This is a genomic window from Enterobacter sp. A8 (assembly GCF_004296595.1).
Taxonomy (GTDB): domain Bacteria; phylum Pseudomonadota; class Gammaproteobacteria; order Enterobacterales; family Enterobacteriaceae; genus Enterobacter; species Enterobacter cloacae.
Genome location: NZ_SCMF01000001.1, coordinates 519,318 through 542,538, shown reverse-complemented (window position 1 = coordinate 542,538; position 23,221 = coordinate 519,318). Strand labels below are relative to the sequence as shown.

Genomic DNA, 23,221 nt, shown 5'->3' with positions numbered 1-23,221 from the left:
AAGACGCAGCATTTGCACTTATACGTTGCATCAAACGCCCTGTATGAGGAGGTTTTGTGACCGATCCTGATTTCAACTTGCTTGTCGCACTCGACATCCTGCTGGCTGAAGCCAGCGTGGCGGGGGCGGCGCGGCGTCTTAACCTGAGCACCTCAGCCATGAGCCGCACGCTGAGCAGACTTCGTGAGGTCACCGGCGATCCGATTCTGGTGCGGGCCGGGCGTCAGATGGTGCTGACTCCGTGGGCCGAAGCCACCCGGGATCGCGCCCGACATGCGCTGCATGAGGCAAGGGCGGTGCTGCAGCCTTCAACGGACACCTTCCGGGCAGAAAATCTTGAACGGGTGTTTACCGTCAGAGCCAATGATGGCTTTGTGGTGGCGTTTGGCCCGTTGCTGATTGCGGCCGTTGCGGAAACAGCGCCGGATGTCTGCATCCGCTTTGCCCCAAAACCGGAGAAAACGTCGCGTTATCTGCGGGAGGGGCTGGTTGACCTGGAAATTGGTGTGCAGAGCAACATGGGGCCCGAAATTCGTCTGCAGCGGCTCTTTGAGGACCGCTTTGTTGGCGCGGTGCGCAAAGGGCATCCGCTGGCGGCGCTGCCAACAGTCAGCCTTGAGGATTATGTCGCCTGGGGTCATGTGGTGACCGCGCCAAATGGCTCATCACACGGTTTTGTTGATGATGCCCTGGCCGCGCGGGGGATGAAACGCAAAATCGCCAGCGTGGTGCCCGGTTTTCCGACTGCGTTATCCGTGGCGCTGGCGTCCGATCTGATTGCGATGGTCCCGGCATTGTATCTGCTCAATCAACCGATGAGCGAGAATGTGCACATCTTTGAACTGCCGTTCAACACCCGGACCATTACCGTATCGCAGATGTGGCACCCGCGGATGGAACAGGATCCGGGCCACCGGTGGCTCAGAGAGAAGGTGCTAGCGGTGTGCCATCAGTCGCGGCACCGATAATATAAAACGGGTCGACACAGCATCGGATTCCACATGCACGTTGCCGTGATGCGCGGTGATGATGGATTTCACAATCGCCAGGCCGATCCCGCTGCCTTCGCCTTTTCGCTGTCTGGACGGATCCACCCGGTAAAAGCGGTCGAACAGCCGGGGCAAATGTGCCTCAGGGATCGGCTTGCCGGGGTTGGTAACGATCAGCTCGCACACGTTTTCCTTTTCGCTTACCGACACGGTCACCGTTTCTCCGTCCGGCGTATAGCGCAGGGCATTGGAGAGCAGGTTATTGATGGCTCTCCGGAACATCTGCGGATCGCCTTCTATCAGGCAGGGCGTGCCGTTAAAACGCAGCGTGATATGGCGTTCTTCCGCCCAGGCTTCGAAGAAATCAAAGACTTTCATCACCTCCGCGCTCAAATCAAAGGTTACCCTGTCAGGGATCAGCTGATTATTATCCGCCTGGGCCAGGAACAGCATATCGCTGACCATGCGGGTCATCCGGTTGTACTCTTCAAGGCTGGAGTACAGCACATCCTCCAGCTCTTTCGGCGAGCGGTTCTGGCTTAACGCAATTTCCGTTTGCGTTACCAGATTGGTGATCGGGGTTCTGATCTCATGGGCGATATCGGCAGAGAAATTTGCCTGACGGGTAAAGATATCCTCAATTTTTTCAATCATGTGGTTAAACGAGATCACCAGCTGCTCCAGCTCAACCGGCACCCGCGACGGCTCAATCCTCGCATCCAGATTCTCTGAGGTGATATTTTTTATCGCATTGCTGACGTTACGCAGGGGCAGGTGTCCCTGACGTACCGCGATGCGAATGAGCAGAATAATCAGCAGGCTGATCGCCACCGCGATGGCAATCAGGTTCTTTTTCAGCGTCTCAAGGTAGTGAAGATGAAAATTAATGGAGAGGCCGATCAGCATGACATAGTGTTGTTCTTTTCCCTGCAATGTCGCCGTGCCGGACGAGGCGATAATCCGGTATGTTTCCTTCTTCATGTCGGACTCGGCGTGCATCGCCTTGCCAGCATCCTCCACTGACCAAAGAAACACATCCTGCGCGCGGCGATGGGCGCTGAAATCCGCGGTATTCACCGCTGGCCGGATGGCCTCGCCCTGTGAGCTGAAGAGCACATTGCCACGGGGATCGAGCAGCAGGACGGCAACGTTGCGATAGCTGGCCAGCGACTCTTTGATTTTGCTGATTTTCTTTTCATCCGGCTCCGCGGGCGACTGCAGTATGCGGTGCATGGCGCGGCTGATTTGTTGTAGATCGCTGATATCCTGCTCGGCAAAGTGCTTTTCAACGGAGTGGAGCATAAACCAGGTAAACGCGAAAAAAGCCAGAATGGTGGAGAGGCTGATAAAGAACGTCAGGCGCAGAGCCAGGGAGAAGGGGCGTCTGGCGGGCTTACTCTGCATCCGGAACCTCCAGCATATAGCCCACGCCGCGTACCGTCTGGATCAGCTTCGGTTCATAATCGTTATCGATTTTGGCGCGTAACCGCTTCACCGCGACGTCAATCGCGTTGGTGTCGCTGTCGAAATTCATGTCCCAGACCTGCGCGGCAATCAGCGAGCGGGGCAGCACTTCACCCTGATGGCGAACAAAAAACTCCAGCAGGCTAAACTCCTTGCTGGTGAGCAGGATGCGGTTTCCGGCGCGGTTTACCTTCCTTGATACGAGGTCGATGCTCAGATCTGCCACCGTAAACTGGCTCTCGGCGATCACCGTATTGCCGCGTCGTAACAGCGTTCTGACCCGGGCGAGCAGCTCAGCAAAGGCAAAGGGCTTAACCAGGTAATCATCCGCCCCCAGTTCCAGGCCTTTCACCCGGTGTTCAATGGTGCCGAGAGCCGACAGCAACAGGACCGGCATTCCCTTTCCGGCAGAGCGGAGCATGCGGATGATATCCCAGCCGTTCACATCAGGAAGCATGATATCCAGAATGAGCAGGTCATAATCGGCGGTCATGGCGAGATGGTAGCCGGTCAGGCCGTTGTCAGCGCGATCCACCACAAAGCCCGCTTCCGTAAGCCCTTTGCTGAGGTACTCACCGGTTTTAATTTCGTCTTCAACAATCAATATTTTCATCACGCTTCCCCGACTGGCTGCTCAGCACATTCTATTGCACCCGCGACCGTTAACAATGACTTACGCCATAAATGACAACATTGTCATTATCCTGTCACCCGTCAAACAGGACGCGTTCAGTAGAGTAGCCCTAAAAATACTCTGGAATTCATCTGAACCGCTATGTTCCTGCTAAAACGACTAAGCATCACTACGGTATTTATCCTGACAGGATGCGTCTCGCTGGCCCCTGAATACCAGCGCCCGACGTCACCGGTACCCCAGCAGTTTTCGCTGTCGCGTAACAGCCTGACGCCCGTGGAGGGCATGTATCATGACACCGGCTGGCGCAACTTCTTCGTCGATCCGCAAATCGCGGGATTGATTACAGAGGCCCTGAAGAACAACCGCGATATAAAAATGGCCGCGCTGAAGGTTGAAGAGGCCCGGGCGCAGTTCAACGTGACGGATGCGGATCGTTATCCTCAGCTGAACGCCTCCTCGGGCGTCACTTACAGCGGGGGGCTAAAGAGTGACAAACCCACCTCACAGCAGTACGACGCGGGACTTGCGCTTAGCTACGAACTCGACTTTTTTGGCAAGCTAAAGAACATGAGCGATGCCGACCGACAAAACTTTTTCGCCAGCGAAGAAGCCCGTCGTGCCGTGCATATTTTGCTTGTCGCTAATGTGTCCCAGAGCTATTTCAACCAGCAGCTGGCCTACAAACAGCTGCGTATCGCGCGGGATACGCTGTCAAATTATCAGCAGTCTTACGCCTTCGTTGAGCAACAGCTGGTGACGGGAAGCACGAACGTGCTGGCGCTGGAGCAGGCCCGGGGGCAGATCGAAAGTACCCGGGCAGAAATTGCCAAAAGAGAGGGGGAGCTGGCACAGGCCAATAATGCCCTGCAGCTGGTCCTCGGAACGTATCGCGCGCTACCTGGCGACGGCGGAATGAACGCCAGCGATATTGTGCCGGTAATACTGCCGCCCCATCTTTCATCGGCAATATTGCTGCAGCGCCCGGATATTATGGAGGCGGAGTATCAGCTTAAAGCGGCCGATGCGAATATTGGCGCGGCGCGCGCTGCCTTTTTCCCGTCCATCTCCCTGACCAGCGGGCTTTCAACGGGCAGCACGGAATTATCTGGCCTCTTCACGTCCGGCAGCGGCATGTGGAATTTTATTCCCAAAATAGACATTCCCATTTTTAATGCGGGCAGGAATAAAGCCAACCTGAAGCTGGCCGAAATTCGCCAGCAGCAGTCGGTTGTGAATTACGAACAAAAAATTCAGTCCGCCTTTAAACAGGTCGCCGACGCGCTCGCGCTGCGGGACAGCCTCAGCCAGCAACTTGCTGCGCAACAGCGGTATCTTGATTCGCTAAACATCACCCTGCAGCGTGCCAGAGGGTTATATACCCGCGGTGTGGTCAGTTATATCGAAGTATTAGACGCGGAACGCGCACTGTTTTCCACGCAGCAAAACATTCTCGACCTTATTTATGCCCGACAGGTTAATGAAATTAATCTCTTCACCGCACTGGGCGGCGGTTGGGTCGAATAACCGCAATTAACTCAACAGGAAAATAATATGCGTAATTCAATGAAGGCCGTTGTATTCGGTGCGATCTCCATGATGTTTTCTGCCGGCCTGCAGGCTGAGGTTCATCAGCACGCAGAGATGAGTGCTGCCAGCGAAGGGGCCACAGAGCAGGTTGTCTCCGGGACTGGCATCGTGAAGGACATTGATCTCACAAACAAAAAGGTAACGATCGCTCATGAAGCCATCCCGGAAATTGGCTGGCCCGCCATGACCATGCGTTTCACCTTTACTGACGCAGACGAAAGTATTAAGGCCGTAAAAGTCGGCAACCACGTGAAATTTTCTTTTGTGCAGCAGGGCAATATCTCTTTACTCAAAAGCATTAAATAGCGGGAAACGGCATGGCATCGTTAAAGGTTAAATATGCTGCAATGATAATCGGCAGCCTTCTTGCGGGAGGGCTGATTGCAGTGACGGCGTGGCAGTATATTTATGCTGCCGAAAAAACAGAAAATACCCCGCCGGAACGAAAGGTGCTTTTCTGGTATGACCCGATGAAGCCCGACGTTAAATTCGATAAGCCCGGTAAATCGCCGTTTATGGATATGGATCTGGTACCTAAATACGCGGATGAGAATGACGATAAAAACGGTGCCGGTATCCGTATTGATCCGACGCAGGTTCAGAACCTGGGATTAAAAACGCAAAAAGTAACCCGCGGCACGCTGAATTATGCCCAGACCATCCCGGCCAACGTCAGCTATAACGAATATCAGTTTGTGATTGTGCAGGCACGATCCGAAGGCTTTGTGGAGAAAGTGTATCCCCTGACGACAGGCGATCGTGTGAAGAAAGGCACGCCGCTCATCGATATCACCATTCCGGAGTGGGTGGAAGCGCAGAGTGAGTTCCTTCTGTTGTCCGGCACCGGCGGCACTCCCACGCAGCTGAAAGGGGTGCTTGAACGGCTTCGTCTGGCAGGCATGCCGGAAGCGGATATTCAAAGGTTACGCTCGACCCGCACGGTCCAGACCCGGTTTACCATCAAAGCCCCCATTGACGGGGTGATCACCGGCTTTGACCTGCGTACCGGGATGAATATTTCGAAAGATAAGGTTGTGGCACAGATTCAGGGGATGGATCCGGTGTGGATCAGCGCGGCCATACCTGAATCCATCGCGTATCTGCTGAAAGACTCCTCGCAGTTTGACATTTCGGTCCCGGCGTACCCGGACACATCGTTTCACGTTGAAAAATGGAACATTTTGCCAAGCGTCGATCCTGCCACCCGTACGCTGCAGGTTCGCTTGCAGGTTTCCAACAAAGACGAACGGCTTAAGCCGGGCATGAATGCATATCTGAAGCTGAACACCCAAAGCCAGGAGATGCTGTTGATCCCCTCCCAGGCCGTTATCGATACGGGTAAAGAACAGCGGGTCATCACCGTTGATGCGGACGGCCGGTTTGTGCCGAAGCAGATCCACGTTCTGCACGAATCCCAGCAGCAGTCCGCCGTAGGTTCCGGCCTGAACGAAGGGGAGTCGGTGTTGGTTAGCGGTCTGTTCATGATTGATTCCGAAGCCAATATTACCGGTGCGCTGGAGCGTATGCGTCAGCCTGAAAAGAATCATTCAGGCCATTGAGGAGACGACGATGATTGCATGGATTATCCGGCGCGCTGTCGCCAACCGTTTTCTGGTGATGATGGGGGCGCTGTTTCTTAGCGTCTGGGGAACATGGACCATTATCAATACGCCGGTGGATGCCTTACCCGATCTGTCTGATGTTCAGGTGATTATTAAAACGAGTTACCCCGGCCAGGCACCGCAAATTGTCGAAAATCAGGTGACGTATCCGCTCACCACGACCATGCTGTCGGTGCCGGGTGCGAAGACCGTGCGTGGGTTTTCACAGTTTGGTGATTCCTATGTGTACGTTATTTTTGAAGACGGGACCGATCTCTACTGGGCCCGCTCGCGCGTTCTGGAATATCTCAATCAGGTCCAAGGGAAACTGCCTGCTGGCGTCAGTTCGGAAATTGGGCCAGACGCTACGGGCGTGGGCTGGATCTTTGAATATGCGCTGGTGGATCGCAGCGGTAAACACGACCTGTCCGAACTGCGTTCCCTGCAGGACTGGTTCCTGAAATTTGAGCTGAAAACCATCCCGAACGTGGCGGAAGTGGCCTCGGTCGGCGGGGTGGTAAAGCAGTATCAGATCCAGGTCAATCCGCTGAAACTGGCGCAATACGGCATCAGTCTGGCTGACGTGAAGCAGGCTCTGGGATCCTCTAATCAGGAAGCAGGGGGCTCATCGGTCGAAATGGCGGAAGCAGAGTATATGGTCCGGGCCAGCGGCTATCTTCAGAGCATTGATGATTTCAATAACATCGTCCTGAAAACCGGCGAGAACGGGGTACCGGTTTATCTGCGTGATGTTGCTCGCGTACAAACCGGACCTGAAATGCGGCGCGGGATTGCCGAGCTTAACGGGCAGGGACAGGTCGCGGGCGGCGTGGTGATCCTGCGTTCGGGTAAAAACGCGCGTGACGTGATTACCGCGGTAAAAGATAAACTGGAGACGCTGAAGGCCAGCCTGCCGGAAGGTGTTGAGATTGTTACCACGTACGATCGCAGCCAGCTGATTGACCGGGCCATTGATAACCTGAGTTATAAACTGCTGGAAGAGTTTATTGTGGTGGCCATCGTCTGCGCGCTGTTTCTCTGGCATGTGCGGTCTGCGCTGGTGGCGATTATCTCTCTGCCGCTAGGCCTGTGTATTGCCTTTATCGTCATGCATTTCCAGGGGCTGAACGCCAATATTATGTCCCTGGGCGGGATCGCCATTGCCGTGGGGGCGATGGTGGATGCCGCCATCGTGATGATTGAAAACGCGCATAAACGGCTTGAGGAGTGGGATCATCAGCACCCTGGCGAGCAGATTGATAACGCGACCCGCTGGAAGGTGATCACCAACGCCTCCGTTGAAGTAGGCCCCGCGCTGTTTATTAGCCTGCTGATCATCACCTTATCGTTCATCCCTATTTTTACCCTCGAAGGTCAGGAAGGGCGTCTGTTTGGTCCGCTGGCCTTTACCAAAACGTACGCCATGGCAGGCGCAGCCGCGCTGGCCATTATCGTCATTCCCATTCTGATGGGCTTCTGGATCCGGGGGAAAATTCCTGCCGAGAGCAGTAACCCGCTGAACCGGCTGCTGATTAAAGCCTATCATCCGCTGCTGCTGAGGGTGCTTCACTGGCCAAAAACAACCCTGCTGGTGGCGGCCTTGTCGATCTTCACGGTTATCTGGCCGCTGAGTCAGATGGGTGGCGAGTTTCTGCCGAAAATCAACGAAGGCGATCTGCTGTATATGCCATCAACACTGCCGGGCGTTTCTCCGGCTGAAGCGGCTGCGCTGTTGCAGACCACAGACAAGCTCATCAAAACCGTTCCTGAAGTGGCGTCTGTATTTGGCAAGACCGGTAAAGCAGAGACTGCAACGGACCCCGCACCGCTTGAAATGGTGGAAACCACCATTCAGCTGAAACCCGAGGATCAGTGGCGACCCGGGATGACGATTGACAAGATTATTGACGAACTCGATAAAACCGTCCGTCTGCCGGGTCTGGCTAACCTCTGGGTGCCGCCGATCCGTAACCGCATCGACATGCTTTCTACCGGGATTAAAAGCCCAATCGGTATCAAGGTGTCAGGCACCGTTCTGTCGGATATCGACGCCACGGCGCAGGGCATTGAAGCGGTCGCCAAAACCGTGCCCGGCGTGGTGTCTGCTCTGGCAGAGCGGCTGGAAGGCGGGCGTTACATTGATGTGGATATTAATCGTGAAAAAGCGTCCCGCTACGGTATGACGGTGGGGGATGTGCAGCTGTTTGTCTCCTCCGCCATTGGTGGCGAGACGGTAGGGGAAACGGTCGAGGGCGTGGCCCGGTACCCGATTAATATCCGTTATCCCCAGGACTACCGGAACAGCCCGCAGGCATTGAAAGAGATGCCGATCCTGACCCCGATGAAGCAGCAAATCACGCTGGGGGATGTGGCGGACATACGTGTCGTTTCCGGCCCGACGATGCTTAAAACGGAAAATGCCCGACCAACCAGCTGGATCTATATTGATGCCCGCGGCAGGGATATGGTGTCGGTGGTCAATGACCTTAAGACGGCCATCAGCCAGAACGTGAAGCTGAGACCGGGAACCAGCGTGTCATTCTCCGGTCAGTTTGAATTGCTGGAACACGCCAATAAGAAACTGAAGCTGATGGTGCCGATGACGGTAATGATTATTTTCATTCTGCTGTATCTGGCATTCCGCCGCGTTGATGAAGCCTTGCTGATCCTGATAAGTCTGCCGTTCGCTCTGGTCGGTGGGATCTGGTTCCTGTACTGGCAGGGCTTTCATATGTCTGTCGCCACCGGCACCGGATTTATTGCCCTAGCCGGGGTGGCCGCCGAGTTTGGCGTGGTGATGCTGATGTATCTGCGCCATGCCATCGAAGCGAACCCGGCCTTATCCCGGCGAGAGACGTTCACCGCACAAGCGTTGGATGACGCGCTGTACCATGGCGCGGTTCTGCGTGTCCGGCCCAAGGCGATGACGGTGGCGGTAATCATTGCGGGTTTGCTGCCCATACTCTGGGGAACCGGCACGGGTTCAGAAGTTATGAGTCGGATCGCCGCGCCGATGATTGGCGGGATGATCACAGCGCCGCTGCTGTCGCTGTTTATCATTCCGGCGGCGTATAAGCTTATTTGGTTGCGCAGGTATAAAAAGCAATAAACAGACCCCGCCAGAGATGGCGGGGTTTTACGTTTTACGAGTCTGGTGCAAAAGTTTACGCCAGGCACGATTGTGCAGGATAAAGAGCAGCATCTTATAGAAAGAAATAGAGTGGATGCAGTAACCGCTGAGCAGCAGCATAAAGATGCTTATCAGCGCCGCGATGAGACTGACGCCCGGAACACTCGCACCGCTTAGCGCAGTCAGCAGATAGACTGACGTTAACACAAGGCTCATAACCGCCAGCGTAAGATGCACCTGCACGGCACGCATGAGGCCTTTGCCAATCAGAAACATCGTCATGCCATTAATGCCTGAGAACAGCAGGGCGATCAATACCACCCATATAAATACGCTTTCTTCAGGCTGCCCGAGGGCGGCGCTGACGTTGTAACCTAACCACAGCTGCGGTATCCCAAAACTGACGATCACCCCAAGGGTACTGAGAACAGCTGGAATGCCCATGGTATAGCATCCCGTGGGTGTCCCGATCAGTTCGGCCAGTTCCGCTTTTAACTGTTGCAGTTGTGCAGTATTGGCCTTGCTAATTCTTACCGCCAGGTCGTTACAGTGGTTTAGTCGACGATATAGTGCTTTAATCATTTGAATATAATGACATAAACGTCATCAGCCCGTCATGCGAAAGAGGTTCAGCCATATGAGCTGCGAGCACTGCCGTGAACTCTGTGTTAAGTACGTTATCCGGACGCCCGATCAGTTACGAAAAGCAATTCGTATTGCCAGAAATGCAATCAACGAAGGGATGTTGTCAGAAGTTCTGACAAAGGACGACTGGAATCAGTACAGCTTCAGTGAGTGTGCTGAAAAGATGATATGGGGCGACATCGTCGATTACCACTTTGCGTGCAACTTTTGCGGTACCCAGTTCGTCCTGGGGGCAGAAACGTACCATGGAAGTGGAGGTTACTGGTCGCCAGAGTTTGAAAAGCCTTCCGACATCATTGACTGATTATGATGTGAGAGCAGAGGCTGAGGCACAGGACATGATTTAAGGATTTATCGAATTTAACATAATATACATTATGCGCACCAACATTGAATCTGGGAGAATTGAGCTTTTCATGGCCGTCATTTCCTCTGCCTATTCATAGTTGTTGTAAGATCATTTACGCGTTTCCTACAGATCACTATCCACTTGGCTAAATGGTTGATAGTATTCATTACGAGAAGAGATCACCGCTCAGGGAGAAAACATGGCGATAACCGAAGAAAAACTTCTGGCTTCTGGATTTACATCCTCGGACCTGCAGAAGCTGCGTAAGTACATAATTAAAGATGCCCTTTCTCTGGATATGGTCATATCCGACTTGTCCAGACGTTTTAACGCAGCATTGTTGTTGACCATATTGCTTGCTGCTGTTTACCTCGTAGTACTTACCATAGCGTCCAGAGAAAATGTTATATCCACAGGTGTTGCTATGTTGATCGCTTTGTTCATCATTTGGTTTTTCCAGCCACCGCTTCTTTCCTATAAGGCATGGAAATTTAACAAGAAAATCCGCTAAGAGTTCTTCTCAGTTGCTAACAGATCAAAAATGATTTTTGCTTTGAGTCCATACCCTACAATTTTCATCGTCAACATTGGGCGACTCATTGAACTGACTTTTCTGTAATAATCTTGTGGTACATAGTGAAAAAGTCGCCATGCATCTGGTTTTCTCATTAGCCCAAACACACCATAGATGTTCGCGGCCAGACTGACACCATTATATAAAGCTAACCCTGTATTCCCGCGAAATCCTAAAAACTGAGCCGCCGCGATCGCACCATCAGCAAAAACACCCTGAGAATTTTCCTTTTCTAAAAGCTGATTGTTTATTTCCCTGGAAATCCCGTTCAGACCGTCCATAACTAACGTAGCTCCGGCGAGCATCCCTACAGGTGTCATAGTGCCAAAAAGAGCCACTCCGCCAACGATTTCAAAACCTGATAACACTACACTAACAGCGCTGATTACATATCCGACAATTTCATTATTCTCCTTCACAAATTCAATCTTTGCGTAAATTTGTGCGGCCCTGGTGCGTATTAATCTGTCCTGTTCCAGTAAGTTTGCCGTCTCTGTACGTAATATCTCTGTTGAGTGCGTATAAGATTCAATCGTTTTAAGTCTACGAGCTGCTGCCAACTGCTGAGAGATAAGATCGCGGATTTCTTCCATAAATCTGAGGCGCGTCAGGCCATCCTTGAGGTGTGTTGATGAGATTATATTGGCGATATTCACTAATCTGCGGGCTTCGCGATCAAGCGCCATTTCTGACCACGCTACACTTTTTTGTCCAGGGGGGATGGCGATATACATGGATAATCCTTATCGATGAGCAATTTTTTGTACCGTATCGAACCTGATATCGATATTCGACAGCGCAATATCCCGCAGCACGCGCATGGTCCAGTCGCCTAACGATGCACCCCAGACGCGTGTCCAGGGGAACAAGCTGAACGTCCAACTCAGCCAGAGATACAATCCGAGAATGCCCAGTAAAATCATCAGCAAAGCATACAAACGAGCCTCAATTGCGCCGACAAACTTACGCCAGCTCTGCGGGATAACGCTGCGGTTTTCAAGAATGCGGCGACGGCAGACATTGCGAACCCAGCGCCACGACCGCCACGCCCCGTACCAGAAAAGAGACAGAACCAGCAGCCCGACGACCGTTTTCCCGGCGGAGAGCGCCAGCCAGCCGGTGTCATATTGATCGCGAAGCGCCGTACGTTGCGCCTCCATCCGCGCCAGCACGCGCTGAGCGGCCTGGTCGAGAGTCAAATCGTCCCCCTCATCCAGGTCCGCCTGCGTAAGCAATAAAACAGGCTTATTGTTCATGACAATCAGCCTTCCCTGCTGGTTGTAACGGGTGACGGGAACAATTTTCAGCGGCTCACGTACGTCCTGCTGCGTGAAATTGCGCAGGGTATGGCGAATACGTAACACGCGTTCTTCAGGCGTCGTGAGACCAAATTTGGCCTGCAACATCACAATCGGTTGATGAAAAATATAAACGGTTCGGGCCCGCTCCTGCTCAGTAGGCTCCTGGCGTGGCTCGGCGGCGACGCCAGTAAATGAGATGACCGAGAGCACGCAGGATAATAATGCGAGCAGGACCTTATTCATTTCCACCCCCTGAAACGCAACTTATTGTTATTTTTCAATTGCCCCAGAGAATGGCGAGTCTCTGCATGTTGAGCATAGACCAGCGTCGCGCTTATGCAACATCACCGCCATGCATGATACTGCTTGTATTTGCACGATAATGCCTATTAAGATACGTTTAAGAGCTAAAAACCGATGCTTCAAATAATAACGTGCAAATTCATGCACCATCACGCAACGAGGTATGTATGACACAACAGTTGATTTTAATAGCGGGCCCCTGGCGCAGCGGGACTGATGGCGACCAGGCCAAAATGGATGAAAACCTTGCCCGTCTGGAAAACGCAGCATTAGCCGTATACCAGCGTGGCCACGTTCCGGTGATTGGTGAATGGCTTGCGCTACCGCTGGCAAAGGCCGCGGGTTCAACGTCCATTGGGGATGAAATCAGTGAAGCGATGCTCTATCCCGTTGCACACCGGCTCATTGGGAAATGCGACGCGATTTATCGTATTGCCGGTGCGTCTAAGGGAGCTGATATGGATATCGAGGTTGCCCGTAAGCTCGGGCTGAACGTTTACACCTCGTTAGAAAGCATCCCTCAGGCCTGAGGACGCGCCTGAACCTGCCTGCTCATCACAGGCAGGTTCAAGGGTTATTCTGGATCTGAGGTCGTCACCACGGAGACGCCCTTCTCCCTTACCGCGCTAATCCAGGCGCGATCGGTATCATCTTCCACGACAATCGTATTGGCCAGCGATAGCTCGCCAATCACAAACGATGACGCGGTGTTAATTTTTTCTGGCGATGCCAGGACCACTGTCTCGGCGGCCCTGCCGGAAAATGCACGTTTGATGCACGCCTCTTCGAAATCGCCGGTGGTAAGCCCGGCTTCAGGATGGATGCCGGTAACCCCCATGAAGAACAGATCCGCATGGATATTGTCGATGCCTTCAATGGCCGCTGCGCCTACCGTCACGATGGAATGTTTGTACAGACGTCCTCCGATCAGGATCACTTCAATCGAAGGATGCTCGACGAGCCCAAGGGCAATGCTCGGGCTGTGTGTGACCACGGTAATGCGTAAATCCGCCGGTAAATACGCGATCAGTTCCGATGTGGTGGTGCCGCCGTCGACAATCACCACCTGCCCAGGGGAAATGAGCTTTGCGCCTTTGCGGGCCACATTTTTTTTCGCGTCCATCTTCACCGATTTACGCTCGGCAAATGGCACAGTGGCCGACGAGGCCGGCAGCGCACCGCCATGGACACGCTGCAAACGCCCTTCCGCCGCCAGTTCGCGGAGATCACGACGAATGGTGTCTTCTGACACCGCGAAATGTGCACTGAGCGCTTTGGACTGGACCTGGCCTTCAGCGGCAAGCTTCTCGAGGATTAATTGTTTTCGCTGACTGGTGAGCATTGTGGATTCCTGATATTGCATGTTTTATCTTGAATGTGCATGATAATGCTGTTTATGACGATCACTCTACGTAAGGAGCAGCAAACGTGCAATCGAAACGTGCAGATGTGCGCATCATTGAAAATGAAACCCTGTCGGATAACTGGTACATCCTGAAAAAGTACACCTTTGAGCTGCAACGACGCGACGGCGAATGGCAGCGGCAAAACCGCGAAGTGTATGACCGGGGAAACGGGGCCACGATACTGCTCTATAACCGGGATAAAAGAACGGTGATCCTGACGCGCCAGTTCCGCTTTCCGGTCTTTATCAATGGCCATGAGGACGACCTTATCGAGGCCGCTGCCGGGCTGCTGGATAACATGGATCCCGAAAGCCGCATCAAGGCGGAAGCGGAAGAAGAGACCGGATATCGTGTCTCCCGTGTTGAGAAAGTCTTTGAAGCCTACATGAGCCCAGGCTCCGTCACGGAAAAACTCTATTTTTATATCGCAGAGTATCACCCGCAGGATCGGGCCAGCGCGGGCGGCGGCATCAAGTCAGAGGGAGAAGATATCGACGTGCTGGAAATGCCGCTGGATGAGGCCTTGCGCGGTATTGATACCGGCAGGATTGTCGACGGCAAAACGATTATGCTGCTTTACCATATCGCGCTGAAAGGCGTTCTGTAGTCACTGCGTCGGTCGAGACCTGCCCCAGTGCGGGTCTCTGCCTGTGCTATTCTTGCTGATGAATTCAACACGGAGAGGCAAAAATGGCCGACTGGAACCCTTCGCTTTATCTGCAATACGGTGCCGAACGCACGCGCCCTGCTGCTGAACTGCTCGCCAGAATTCCACTGGATGAGGTGTCCACCATCGTTGATTTAGGCTGCGGACCGGGAAACAGCACCGCGCTGTTGAAGCATCGCTGGCCTTCCGCCCACATCACCGGTGTTGATAACTCACCGGCGATGCTCGAAGAGGCGCGCCAGGCGTTGCCCGATTGCCACTTTGTTGAGGCCGATATTCGCCAGTACAAGCCAGGCCAACCGCTGGACCTGATTTATGCGAATGCCTCTCTACAGTGGATCCCTGACCATTACGATCTCCTGCCGCATCTGGTTTCGCTGCTGAAGCTAAACGGCGTGCTGGCGATCCAGATGCCTGATAACTGGCTTGAACCGACACACGTCTCGATGCGCGAAGTGGCTGTTGAACAAGGTTATCCGAATCGAGGCCGTGAACCTCTGCCCGGTGTCCATGCGTATTACGATATTCTGACGGAGGCAGGCTGCGACGTGGATATCTGGCGCACGACCTACTTCCATAAAATGGGATCGCATCAGGCGATTATTGACTGGGTCAGCGCCACGGGGCTGCGTCCGTGGTTACAGGAGTTGAATGAAAGCGAGCAGAAGCAGTTCCTGCAACGCTACCATGAACTACTGGAAGAGCAGTATCCGCTTCAGGAAAACGGGCAGATACTGCTGGCATTTCCACGCTTGTTTATCGTTGCGCAACGTCAGCCATAAGTCGGCTCAAGAGCGAGCCTCTTTCAGCAGCTGCTGAATGACTTTTTCCTGCTGGTCATAATTGCCTTCTCCAAAAGAGGTGTAGCGCAGCTGCCCTTTGGCATCGAAATAGTAGTGCGCGGGCCAGTACTGATTCCCGAAGGCGTTCCAGATCTTATAGTTATTATCCGTGACCACCCGATACGGGAGCTGCCATTTCGTCACCGCTTTTTGTACCGAGGCGAGCGGTTTTTCCCACGGGTATTCCGGCGTATGCACACCTATCACCACCAGACCTTGCGCCTGGTACTTTTGGGCCCAGTCGCGAACGTGCGGGAGCGTATGCTGACAGTTGATGCAGTCCCACGTCCAGAAATCAATCAATACTACCTTCCCCCGCAGAGAGTCAGACGTGACAGGGTCACCATTAACCCATCCTGTTCCGCCGCTTAAGGAGGGTAACTGGCTGCTGGGTTCGGTCATCACCACTGGCTGAAGCTTCACCGGTGCCGTTGCGGGTTTCGCCAGCGTCAGGAGCGAATTTTCCAGACGGTCTGCGACCCCGTTGGCGCCTTTCAGAACGGACGTCATCCCGGTGGCGTTAAACGCAACGGTCGCTAACATGACCACGCCCGCCCCCTTGCGTAACCTTTCCATCAATGCCGATCTGGCGCGCAGGGGTGCCATCAGCGCGCGACCACCGATAACCAGCAGCCCCAGCATCAGCGCGCATCCGCTGCCATAAGCGGCCAGCAGTGCCCCCGTGGCAATGGCGGAGTGACCGGCAATATTCAGGCTGAAGATGGCACCCAGAATCGGTCCGGCGCACGGCGACCAGAGCAACCCAACGGCCAGCCCGGCCAGAAACGCGGAGAGAGTACCGCGCGTCTGCCCGCTGCGTGTGTTGAGGAGATTACCTGCGCTGACGGCCGGTCCGGCAATACGCTGGGCGAATGTCGGGAAAATGAGTGCCAGCGCGGCTATTGCCAGTACAACCAGTGCGACCCAGCGCCCTGCTATCGTCGCCTGGGCGATCCAGTTGCTGGCTGCGGTAGCCACCAGTGCCACGAGGGTGAACATTACAATCATCCCCGCGAGCAACGCCAGAATATGCCGTCGTTGCCCCTGGAACCCGGCAAACAGCAGTGGAATAACCGGGAGTGTGCATGGGCTGAGCAGGCTTATCATCCCGCCCAGAAAAGCGATTATCAGAAACATAGTGACCTCACATTACAGATACCCTGCGAAGCTGCAGTGAGGTTATTTCACCGTGTTGATATGTTCAGGATGTGTGCAAATCAGCGCGAATTGTCTGTGCGCGTATCATGAAGGCTGTCCGATACAAAACCGTACAATTACCCGCGCGGCAGCGTAATCGAAACGTCCAGCCCACCCTCGGCGTGGTTCGCCAGATGCAATTTCCCGCCTAACTGCGCAGTCAACTGGGCGGCGATTGCTAGCCCTAATCCGGTGCCCCCGGTGTCGCGGTTTCGTGAGGTTTCCACCCGATAAAACGGCTGCAATACCGCCTCCAGTTCGGCGTCCGGTATCCCCGGCCCCCCATCGCGAATAGCGATCGTAACATGATGGGCATCTGAATGAATCGTAATGACGGCGTAGTCGCCAAATTTCAGCGCATTATCCAGCAGATTGGTCATCACCCGGCGTAGCGCCTGCGGACGCGTGACCACGGGCAGACGGGCATCGGTTGCCTGAAGCTGCACGTTTTTCCCGATGTCCTGGTAATCGCTGGCGATGCTGTTTATCCAGGCATTCAACTCCAGCTTGAGCGAGGTCTCTTCCAGAGATTCTGATGACCGGGCATACGCTATTCCTTCCCGCACCAGGCGCGTCATATTGTCCAGGTCGTTGAGCAACTTGTCCCGCAGTTCCGGCTGGTCCGCCATTTCGACGCGTAACTTCATGCGCGTTATCGGGGTCTGAAGGTCGTGCGATACGGAGGCCAGGATCTGCGCACGCTCGCGCAGGTAAGACTGGATACGCGCCTGCATGGCATTAAAGGCGTGCGCGGCCCGTTGCACCTCGACTGGCCCTGCCTCGGTCATTGGCGAGCTTGCTGCCGGGTCGAGGGAATCCACCGCCCGGGTAAACTGAGAAAAGGGTCGAATAACCTGACGCACGGCAATCCATGAGCAGAACGCCAGAAGCAGTAGCTGCAACACAAGCACTACAGGCAGCCAGCTGGCGACCGGAGGCATTCGGGGGATAAGGTCAATGGTCAGCGGCGAACCATCGCTCAGCGTAAGGTGGGCCTGAATATGGGAAACCGGCCCCGGCACGGCAGTAAACGTCAGTGGCCAGGTTGCCGACAGCGCCTCTGTCAGGGTGCGGATGGCATCCTGCGAGCGTTTGTCATGCGGTGCAGGCCCCGGTTCGCCGGTTCCCAGAATGTAGCGATAGTTCCCCCGCGCCAGTCGTTCCAGCCAGGCTGGACGCTCCTTTGCGGGAAGCCGGTCGAGGATGGCCACACTGGTGGAAACGTCATATTCCAGGTTGCCGAGCATCACCGTGCGGGCGCTGCGCATTCGCTCAAGCATGACCAGCGTGAGGCTGAGCGCGTTGGCCAGCAGGAGCCCCAGCATCACGATGATCAGCAGTCGCGTCAGTAACGAGCGTGGCCAGATCCTCATTCATTGGCCTCTTTGATGATCACCGGCATGGTAAAAACGTACCCTTCGCTGCGAACGGTCTTGATGTAGGCCGGCGTGCGGGCATCTTCATTCAGCCGCTGACGAACCCGGCTGACCAGAAGGTCAATCGAGCGCTCAAAGAGTTCAGCATCTCGCCCCTGGGTCAGGTTAAGCAACTGATCGCGGCTCAGCACACGCTGAGGATGGTCAAGGAACACGCGCAGAAGTCGGTATTCCGCCCCGCTGAGTGCCACAATCATCCCCTCGCTGTCGATCAGGTGACGAGCAACGGTGTCCAGTTGCCAGTCGCCGAACATCACCAGGCGCCCGGCCTCGGTCACCTGCAGATTGGGTGGCATGGTACGAAAACGGCGCAAAATGGCTTTGATACGCGCCAGCAGTTCGCGCGCAACAAAGGGCTTCACGACATAGTCATCGGCCCCCATTTCCAGCCCCAGGATCCGGTCTGTCTCTTCGTTGCGCGCGGTCAGCATCAGGATCGGCAGATCTTTATGTTTACCGCTGCGCAGTCCCCGGCAGAGCGTTAATCCGTCATCGCCTGGCATCATCACGTCCAGCACCACCAGATCGACATGCTGTTTATCTAGCACGGCCCGCATCTCTTTGCCGTTTGCCGCGCCAGACGCGCGATAGCCCGACTTGACGAGATAGTCGACAATCAATTCACGAATATCCCTGTCGTCATCGACGACAAGGATATGATCAATATGCTCCACCGGGATCTCCTGACTGAGGGGTAACGTATTGAAAATAGCACATATCACAGCTTATCCGCGTCGATAACCGCCTTGACGAAATCCTGCGGATCTTCCTGCGGCGGGTTGTGCCCCACGGTGGCCCCAAAGGTGCGGTGTTCATATTTACCGGTGAATTTACCGGCATAGGCTTGCGGCGCAGGATGTGGCGCCCCGTTGTTGCCGCCTTCGATGGTGATTGTCGGAACGGTGATATTTGGCAATGTCGCCAGCTTCTGCTCATAGCTGTCGTATTTACGCTCGCCTTTTTCAAGCCCTAAACGCCAGCGATAGTTGCTGAGCGTAACCGCGACGTGATCGGGGTTATCCAGGGATTTTGCGCTGGCGTTAAAGGTTGCATCGGAAAACTTCCAGTCTGGTGAGGCCTGAGACCAGATCAGACGGGCGAAGTCATGGGTATTCTTGGCATAGCCTTCGGCACCGCGTTCTGTTGCGAAATAGAACTGATACCACCACTGCTGCTCTGCTTTTGGCGGCAGCGGCTGTTTACCAATCTGCTGGCTGCTGATGAGATAGCCACTTACCGAAACAAGGGATTTGACGCGTTCAGGCCACAGCGCCGCGACAATGTCCGCCGTACGGGCGCCCCAGTCATATCCCGCAAAAACAGCCTGCTTAATGTTGAGGGCATCCATCAGGTTAACGATATCTTTCGCCATGGCCGAAGGCTGGCCGTTACGCGGCGTGCTTGCTGACAGGAAGCGCGTGGTGCCGTAGCCGCGCAGCGAAGGCACAATGACCCGGTAGCCTTTTGCCGCCAGCGCGGGTGCGACTTCGGCATAGCTGTGAATATCGTAGGGCCAGCCATGTAACAGAATCACCGGCTGTCCCTCTTTTGGTCCGATATCGACATAGCCGATATTCAGATCGCCAGCGTTAATTTGCTGAGGGTGATCGAAGGCTGCGGCAACATCTTTGCCGGTGACTTCGGCCTGACAGGACATGACGGTGCCAAGAGAAACGGTTAACGCCAGGGTTGAATACGCGAGTTTGCTGAACATGTTGGTATCTCCGGTTAAGAACAGTTGACGGGGATATAACAACACGCGTTTGTATAGCGGATATGTGCGAAAGGGGGTTTATTGCAATCCTGTGTATGTATCCGGTACGCAGATACAGTGTGATACAAACACAGGTGATTCAGGCTTACAGCGAGAGGCGGTAGCGTACGTAATCGTCTGCTTCACCGTATTTGTCATAGAGTTTACGCGCCGGGTTTTTCTCCCGGGTGACCCAATACAGTTTCGACCACCCTTCGCGCTTGCCTTCGGCTATCAGGGCATCAATGAGCGCCTTCCCGGCCCCAACACCGCGTTCGGTGGCATCGACAAACAGATCTTCCAGGTAGCAAACGGGGGCCGTTGACCATGTGCCTTCGTGGAGAATGCACATCGCGAAACCAATGATCTTTTCGTCTTTCTCTACTACGCGGCAGAACATCGGTGAATGCGCTGAGAGCGCCCTCTCCCATGTCGATGCGGTAACCGATTCATCGAGAAAACAGTCATAAAAATGGGTATACCCGTCCCACAGCGGTCGCCACTGGGCGTAATCGCCTGCGCTTAAAGGTCTTACCGTGACAGCCATGCGTTCCTCACATTACAAGTTGATCGCCATTTCAAAACAGCGTAAATCAGCGCCCGCCATGCGCGAGTGATGATACTTTTCGCTCAGTGTGACAAACCCCAGCTTCTGGTAAAACGACCGGGCGTTAGGCGTTGCATCGAGCGTCAGGCGGGTTAACCCCCGGCTATGGGCCTCCTGTTTGAGCGCCTCGATAATCCGGGTCGCCATGCCTTTTCCGGATGCCGCCGGCAAGGTGAATATCGCCTCCAGACAGTGGGTATCCAGATCAAGATAGCCAGTTGCCGCAATGTCGCCCTTTTCATCTTCCACCACGTAAAAAGGGTATTCAATGACCATTTGCCGGTAATGCTCCGGCATGTCGTCGGGCGTCCAGCGCGCAATGACGTCCGCGTCGTAACTGGTTTTACAGCCGTGACGAATCGCCTGATTGCGAATATTCCAGAGTATTTCAGCTTCCTGCGGATGCGCTTTTCGTAACGTCATATCACCTCTTTAATGGTTTTTTAACCGGATTTCACGTGCAACTCTGGCAAGACGCTGAGTGCGACAATAGAGGGTAAACAGCACAAAGCCGCTGTTATTCATTACCATCCGACAAAGTATCAGCGCGAAGGATGCGGTGACCAGTGGCCAAAGGTTTCCGCTATGAGAAAACAGAAGATGCAGAACCTGAACGAGAGTTATGACCAGCAGAATGATGAACACTGCCATAAACCCCAACAATCCTGACGTTACCCCTCGGGCCAGAAGCACGCTGATAACAATGAGCGCGCCTGTCATTATTAATGATGGTGCGAAAAAGCTCAGTGCATGGTGTAAAGGTGACAAACCCTGCAACGCGCTGAGAAAAGGCAGAAGGTTTAACGCAAACGCCACTAAAAAAAGAGGTAATAGCGCCGCTACCGGGTAAGGATTTTGACGCGGAAGCTCGCTGAGGGGGCGAGAAAAATACCCTTCCAGCTCGGGGGTGGAATGATTCAAAACACGGGTATCACGACGAGCAATGGCCTCCTCTATCTCTTTGCCATGCTGCAGGAGATCCTGGAAAACACGTCCGGTTAAAAGAGACCACAAGCGCATTAAAATTTCGCCATTGAAGAAATGATGCCTATTTTTGGTAGGGTATAAACTCAGCACGCCTCAACTGAATGTGATAGAGATGAAAATACCAGAACGCAAACAAAATCATAACGCTTAAATATGGAGATCTGCGGATGACGATACCGACGCTCACGACAGAACGCTTGCTGCTAAAACCGCTGGTTGCCGAAGATGCCGTTCAGATACAAAAGCGCTATCCGCGCTGGGAGATCGTCCGCTATCTGGTCTCTTCCGTGCCCTGGCCCTACCCGGATAACGGCGCGGAAAACTATGTCAACAACGTGGCGCTGCCGGATATGGCGAAAGGGATTGCCTGGTTCTGGAGCATCCGCCGTCGTGAAGCGCCGGACGAACTGATGGGGGTTATCTGCCTGTACGATGTGGAAGATAACAACCGCGGGTTTTGGCTGGCGCCGGAGTTTCAGGGAAAGGGATATATGCGCGAAGCCAGCATTGCGGCAACGGATTACTGGTTTAACACGCTGAACAAACCCGTATTGCGCGCGCCGAAGGCGGCCACCAATAGCCGCTCCCGTCGTATTTCAGACAGTAGCGGCATGCGGCTTATCAGAACGGAAAAAAAAGCGTACGTCAGCGGTATGCTCGATTCTGAGCTGTGGGAAATTACCCGGGACGAGTGGAACGCCCGTCAGGTCAGCTGATAATACTTATCCGGCATCAGCCTTTCCGGAATGTTCTCTTCATCGTTCATCTGCAGCAGATCGCGTTCCATCATGTTGCAGATGGCGTCCAGCGGCAGGTCGTTGTCTTCGGTACCAAACGGATCTTCCAGCTCTTCTGCCAGCGTATCCAGCGAAATGAAGGTATACGAAATCAGCGCAGAGACAAACGGCGTCATGTAGTGCAGGTCAACAACCAGCGCGAACGGCAGCATGATGCAGAACAGATAGACCGTACGGTGCAGGATAAGCGTATAAGCAAACGGCACGGGCGTGGTGGCGATGCGCTCGCAGCCTGACAGGACAATCGACATATCGTTGAGACGGTTGTTCAGGCTGTGGAACAGAATATCGGAGAGGTCTCCGTTACGGCGTCTGACGGCCAGCCATTCACCCATGATCAGCAGAATACGGTTCGCCGGGGAATTGGCGGCCATGACGTTGCGTAAATCCTCCGCCGCCAGATAGCGCGCCAGTTGCCCTTCCCCCTTTTCACGACGCAGGGTCATGCGCAGACAATGGGCAAAGGCGATCTGCAGGCGGACGAACTCACCCAGATGTTTATCATCCGGCAAGGTGTTTTTAACCTCGCGAAATAACGAGCGTGCCGCTATCATCAGTTGCCCCCACAGCTGGCGCGCCTCAACGTAGCGCGAATAGCAGGCGTTGTTTCTGAACCCCAGAAAGATAGCGATGGCCACACCCAGGATGCTGAACGGCGCAACGGTAAATTTAATGCCCAGCGAGGTATACCACGGCAGCATCAGAATAACGGCGATGGATAGCAGGAAGTTAAGTAACAACCGGGTATAGATTTTAGGAAGTACCGAACCGTGCCAGACGAAAATCAGTTGTAGCCAGTGCTGTTTGGGACGAACAATCATAGTCAGCTTCAGGAAAGGAAAGAGCCGCGTTATTAAACGTGATCCCTGTCACGGTTGCAAGCTTGTTAATAACAGATTGCATTTTATCACCTGATAAGCAATAAACCGCACGGTGCTACAGCCTGTTC

Annotated in this window: 23 protein-coding genes and 1 pseudogene; 10 read left to right on the top strand and 14 right to left on the bottom strand. The window is 54.1% G+C overall.

Going from position 1 to position 23,221, the window contains the following annotated elements; translation table 11 throughout:
• The first annotated feature begins 56 nt into the window (after positions 1 to 56).
• Entirely contained in the window at positions 57 to 968 is a 912-nt protein-coding gene (locus EQV24_RS02595) for a LysR family transcriptional regulator (RefSeq protein WP_108453146.1), read from the top strand.
• On the opposite strand, the gene EQV24_RS02590 is transcribed toward EQV24_RS02595, so the two are convergent.
• Both EQV24_RS02590 and EQV24_RS02585 read right to left on the bottom strand, forming a co-directional pair.
• Positions 936 to 2,393 (bottom strand): Cu(+)/Ag(+) sensor histidine kinase, encoded by a 1,458-nt coding sequence (locus EQV24_RS02590; RefSeq protein WP_130626120.1) that lies wholly within the window; start codon positions 2,391 to 2,393, stop codon positions 936 to 938. The genes EQV24_RS02595 and EQV24_RS02590 overlap by 33 nt on opposite strands.
• The gene (locus EQV24_RS02585) at positions 2,383 to 3,066 is read right to left on the bottom strand and encodes a copper/silver response regulator transcription factor (protein ID WP_029883300.1); all 684 of its coding nucleotides are present in this window, start codon (positions 3,064 to 3,066) and stop codon (positions 2,383 to 2,385) included. The genes EQV24_RS02590 and EQV24_RS02585 overlap by 11 nt, the downstream gene beginning before the upstream one ends.
• A gap of 162 nt (positions 3,067 to 3,228) precedes the next feature.
• On the opposite strand from EQV24_RS02585, the gene EQV24_RS02580 reads away from it, so the two are divergent.
• From EQV24_RS02580 to silA, 4 genes are read left to right on the top strand one after another with little or no spacing between them, the layout of a single operon-like run.
• Entirely contained in the window at positions 3,229 to 4,614 is a 1,386-nt protein-coding gene (locus EQV24_RS02580) for an efflux transporter outer membrane subunit (RefSeq protein ID WP_129317630.1), read from the top strand.
• Positions 4,615 to 4,641: 27 nt separating this feature from the next.
• The gene (gene cusF, locus EQV24_RS02575; RefSeq protein WP_058679091.1) at positions 4,642 to 4,983 is read left to right on the top strand and encodes a cation efflux system protein CusF; all 342 of its coding nucleotides are present in this window, start codon (positions 4,642 to 4,644) and stop codon (positions 4,981 to 4,983) included.
• Between the two features lie 11 nt (positions 4,984 to 4,994).
• Entirely contained in the window at positions 4,995 to 6,236 is a 1,242-nt protein-coding gene (locus EQV24_RS02570) for an efflux RND transporter periplasmic adaptor subunit (RefSeq protein WP_130626119.1), read from the top strand.
• A 10-nt stretch (positions 6,237 to 6,246) separates the two neighbouring features.
• On the top strand, positions 6,247 to 9,387 hold the full coding sequence (gene silA, locus EQV24_RS02565) for a Cu(+)/Ag(+) efflux RND transporter permease subunit SilA (protein WP_130626118.1): 3,141 nt from the start codon (positions 6,247 to 6,249) through the stop codon (positions 9,385 to 9,387).
• A 27-nt stretch (positions 9,388 to 9,414) separates the two neighbouring features.
• On the opposite strand, the gene EQV24_RS02560 is transcribed toward silA, so the two are convergent.
• Positions 9,415 to 9,990 carry a hypothetical protein gene (locus tag EQV24_RS02560; RefSeq protein ID WP_130626117.1) on the bottom strand — a complete coding sequence of 192 codons (576 nt, stop codon included), beginning with the start codon at positions 9,988 to 9,990 and terminating at the stop codon, positions 9,415 to 9,417.
• 611 nt (positions 9,991 to 10,601) lie between these two features.
• Here EQV24_RS02560 and EQV24_RS02550 point away from each other — a divergent pair.
• Positions 10,602 to 10,913, top strand: a complete 312-nt coding sequence (locus EQV24_RS02550; protein ID WP_130626116.1) for a hypothetical protein — start codon at positions 10,602 to 10,604, stop codon at positions 10,911 to 10,913.
• Here EQV24_RS02550 and EQV24_RS02545 read toward each other — a convergent pair.
• A complete protein-coding gene (locus EQV24_RS02545) occupies positions 10,910 to 11,710 on the bottom strand; it encodes a DUF4225 domain-containing protein (protein ID WP_130626115.1) in 801 nt (266 codons plus the stop codon). The two genes, EQV24_RS02550 and EQV24_RS02545, sit on opposite strands and share 4 nt — an antisense overlap.
• 57 nt (positions 11,711 to 11,767) lie before the next feature.
• Positions 11,768 to 12,520 (bottom strand): annotated as a pseudogene (locus EQV24_RS02540) (mechanosensitive ion channel protein MscS); the annotation flags it as partial.
• Between the two features lie 227 nt (positions 12,521 to 12,747).
• On the opposite strand from EQV24_RS02540, the gene EQV24_RS02535 reads away from it, so the two are divergent.
• Positions 12,748 to 13,110, top strand: coding sequence for a DUF4406 domain-containing protein (locus EQV24_RS02535; protein ID WP_023619585.1), 363 nt, complete (start codon positions 12,748 to 12,750; stop codon positions 13,108 to 13,110).
• Between the two features lie 44 nt (positions 13,111 to 13,154).
• Here the strand turns inward: EQV24_RS02535 and EQV24_RS02530 are convergent, their stop codons facing one another.
• A complete protein-coding gene (locus EQV24_RS02530) occupies positions 13,155 to 13,922 on the bottom strand; it encodes a DeoR/GlpR family DNA-binding transcription regulator (protein WP_023619584.1) in 768 nt (255 codons plus the stop codon).
• A gap of 86 nt (positions 13,923 to 14,008) precedes the next feature.
• Between EQV24_RS02530 and EQV24_RS02525 the strand changes: the two genes are divergently transcribed.
• Positions 14,009 to 14,593, top strand: a complete 585-nt coding sequence (locus EQV24_RS02525) for an NUDIX domain-containing protein (RefSeq protein ID WP_130626114.1) — start codon at positions 14,009 to 14,011, stop codon at positions 14,591 to 14,593.
• Positions 14,594 to 14,676: 83 nt separating this feature from the next.
• On the top strand, positions 14,677 to 15,435 hold the full coding sequence (gene tam / locus EQV24_RS02520; RefSeq protein WP_029883287.1) for a trans-aconitate 2-methyltransferase: 759 nt from the start codon (positions 14,677 to 14,679) through the stop codon (positions 15,433 to 15,435).
• Between the two features lie 6 nt (positions 15,436 to 15,441).
• Here the strand turns inward: tam and EQV24_RS02515 are convergent, their stop codons facing one another.
• The 7 genes from EQV24_RS02515 to EQV24_RS02485 all read right to left on the bottom strand — a co-directional run bounded on the left by EQV24_RS02515 (position 15,442) and on the right by EQV24_RS02485 (position 21,508).
• On the bottom strand, positions 15,442 to 16,632 hold the full coding sequence (locus tag EQV24_RS02515; protein WP_038419435.1) for a cytochrome c biogenesis protein/redoxin: 1,191 nt from the start codon (positions 16,630 to 16,632) through the stop codon (positions 15,442 to 15,444).
• A gap of 137 nt (positions 16,633 to 16,769) precedes the next feature.
• Positions 16,770 to 18,065: a HAMP domain-containing sensor histidine kinase gene (locus EQV24_RS02510; protein ID WP_013096596.1), complete on the bottom strand. Its 1,296-nt coding sequence runs from the start codon at positions 18,063 to 18,065 to the stop codon at positions 16,770 to 16,772.
• Complete coding sequence (locus EQV24_RS02505) at positions 18,062 to 18,802, bottom strand: response regulator (protein ID WP_020688639.1); 741 nt, start codon at positions 18,800 to 18,802, stop codon at positions 18,062 to 18,064. The genes EQV24_RS02510 and EQV24_RS02505 overlap by 4 nt, the downstream gene beginning before the upstream one ends.
• Before the next feature lie 44 nt (positions 18,803 to 18,846).
• A complete protein-coding gene (locus EQV24_RS02500) occupies positions 18,847 to 19,842 on the bottom strand; it encodes an alpha/beta hydrolase (RefSeq protein ID WP_013096598.1) in 996 nt (331 codons plus the stop codon).
• Between the two features lie 145 nt (positions 19,843 to 19,987).
• A complete protein-coding gene (locus tag EQV24_RS02495) occupies positions 19,988 to 20,428 on the bottom strand; it encodes a GNAT family N-acetyltransferase (protein ID WP_130626113.1) in 441 nt (146 codons plus the stop codon).
• 12 nt (positions 20,429 to 20,440) lie between these two features.
• Positions 20,441 to 20,911, bottom strand: a complete 471-nt coding sequence (locus EQV24_RS02490) for a GNAT family N-acetyltransferase (RefSeq protein WP_020688637.1) — start codon at positions 20,909 to 20,911, stop codon at positions 20,441 to 20,443.
• A 9-nt stretch (positions 20,912 to 20,920) separates the two neighbouring features.
• Positions 20,921 to 21,508, bottom strand: a complete 588-nt coding sequence (locus EQV24_RS02485) for a hypothetical protein (protein ID WP_130626406.1) — start codon at positions 21,506 to 21,508, stop codon at positions 20,921 to 20,923.
• A 134-nt stretch (positions 21,509 to 21,642) separates the two neighbouring features.
• Between EQV24_RS02485 and EQV24_RS02480 the strand changes: the two genes are divergently transcribed.
• Positions 21,643 to 22,191, top strand: coding sequence for a GNAT family N-acetyltransferase (locus EQV24_RS02480; RefSeq protein WP_130626112.1), 549 nt, complete (start codon positions 21,643 to 21,645; stop codon positions 22,189 to 22,191).
• On the opposite strand, the gene EQV24_RS02475 is transcribed toward EQV24_RS02480, so the two are convergent.
• Positions 22,179 to 23,093, bottom strand: a complete 915-nt coding sequence (locus EQV24_RS02475) for a bestrophin family protein (protein WP_023619574.1) — start codon at positions 23,091 to 23,093, stop codon at positions 22,179 to 22,181. The genes EQV24_RS02480 and EQV24_RS02475 overlap by 13 nt on opposite strands.
• Positions 23,094 to 23,221: the final 128 nt, after the last annotated feature.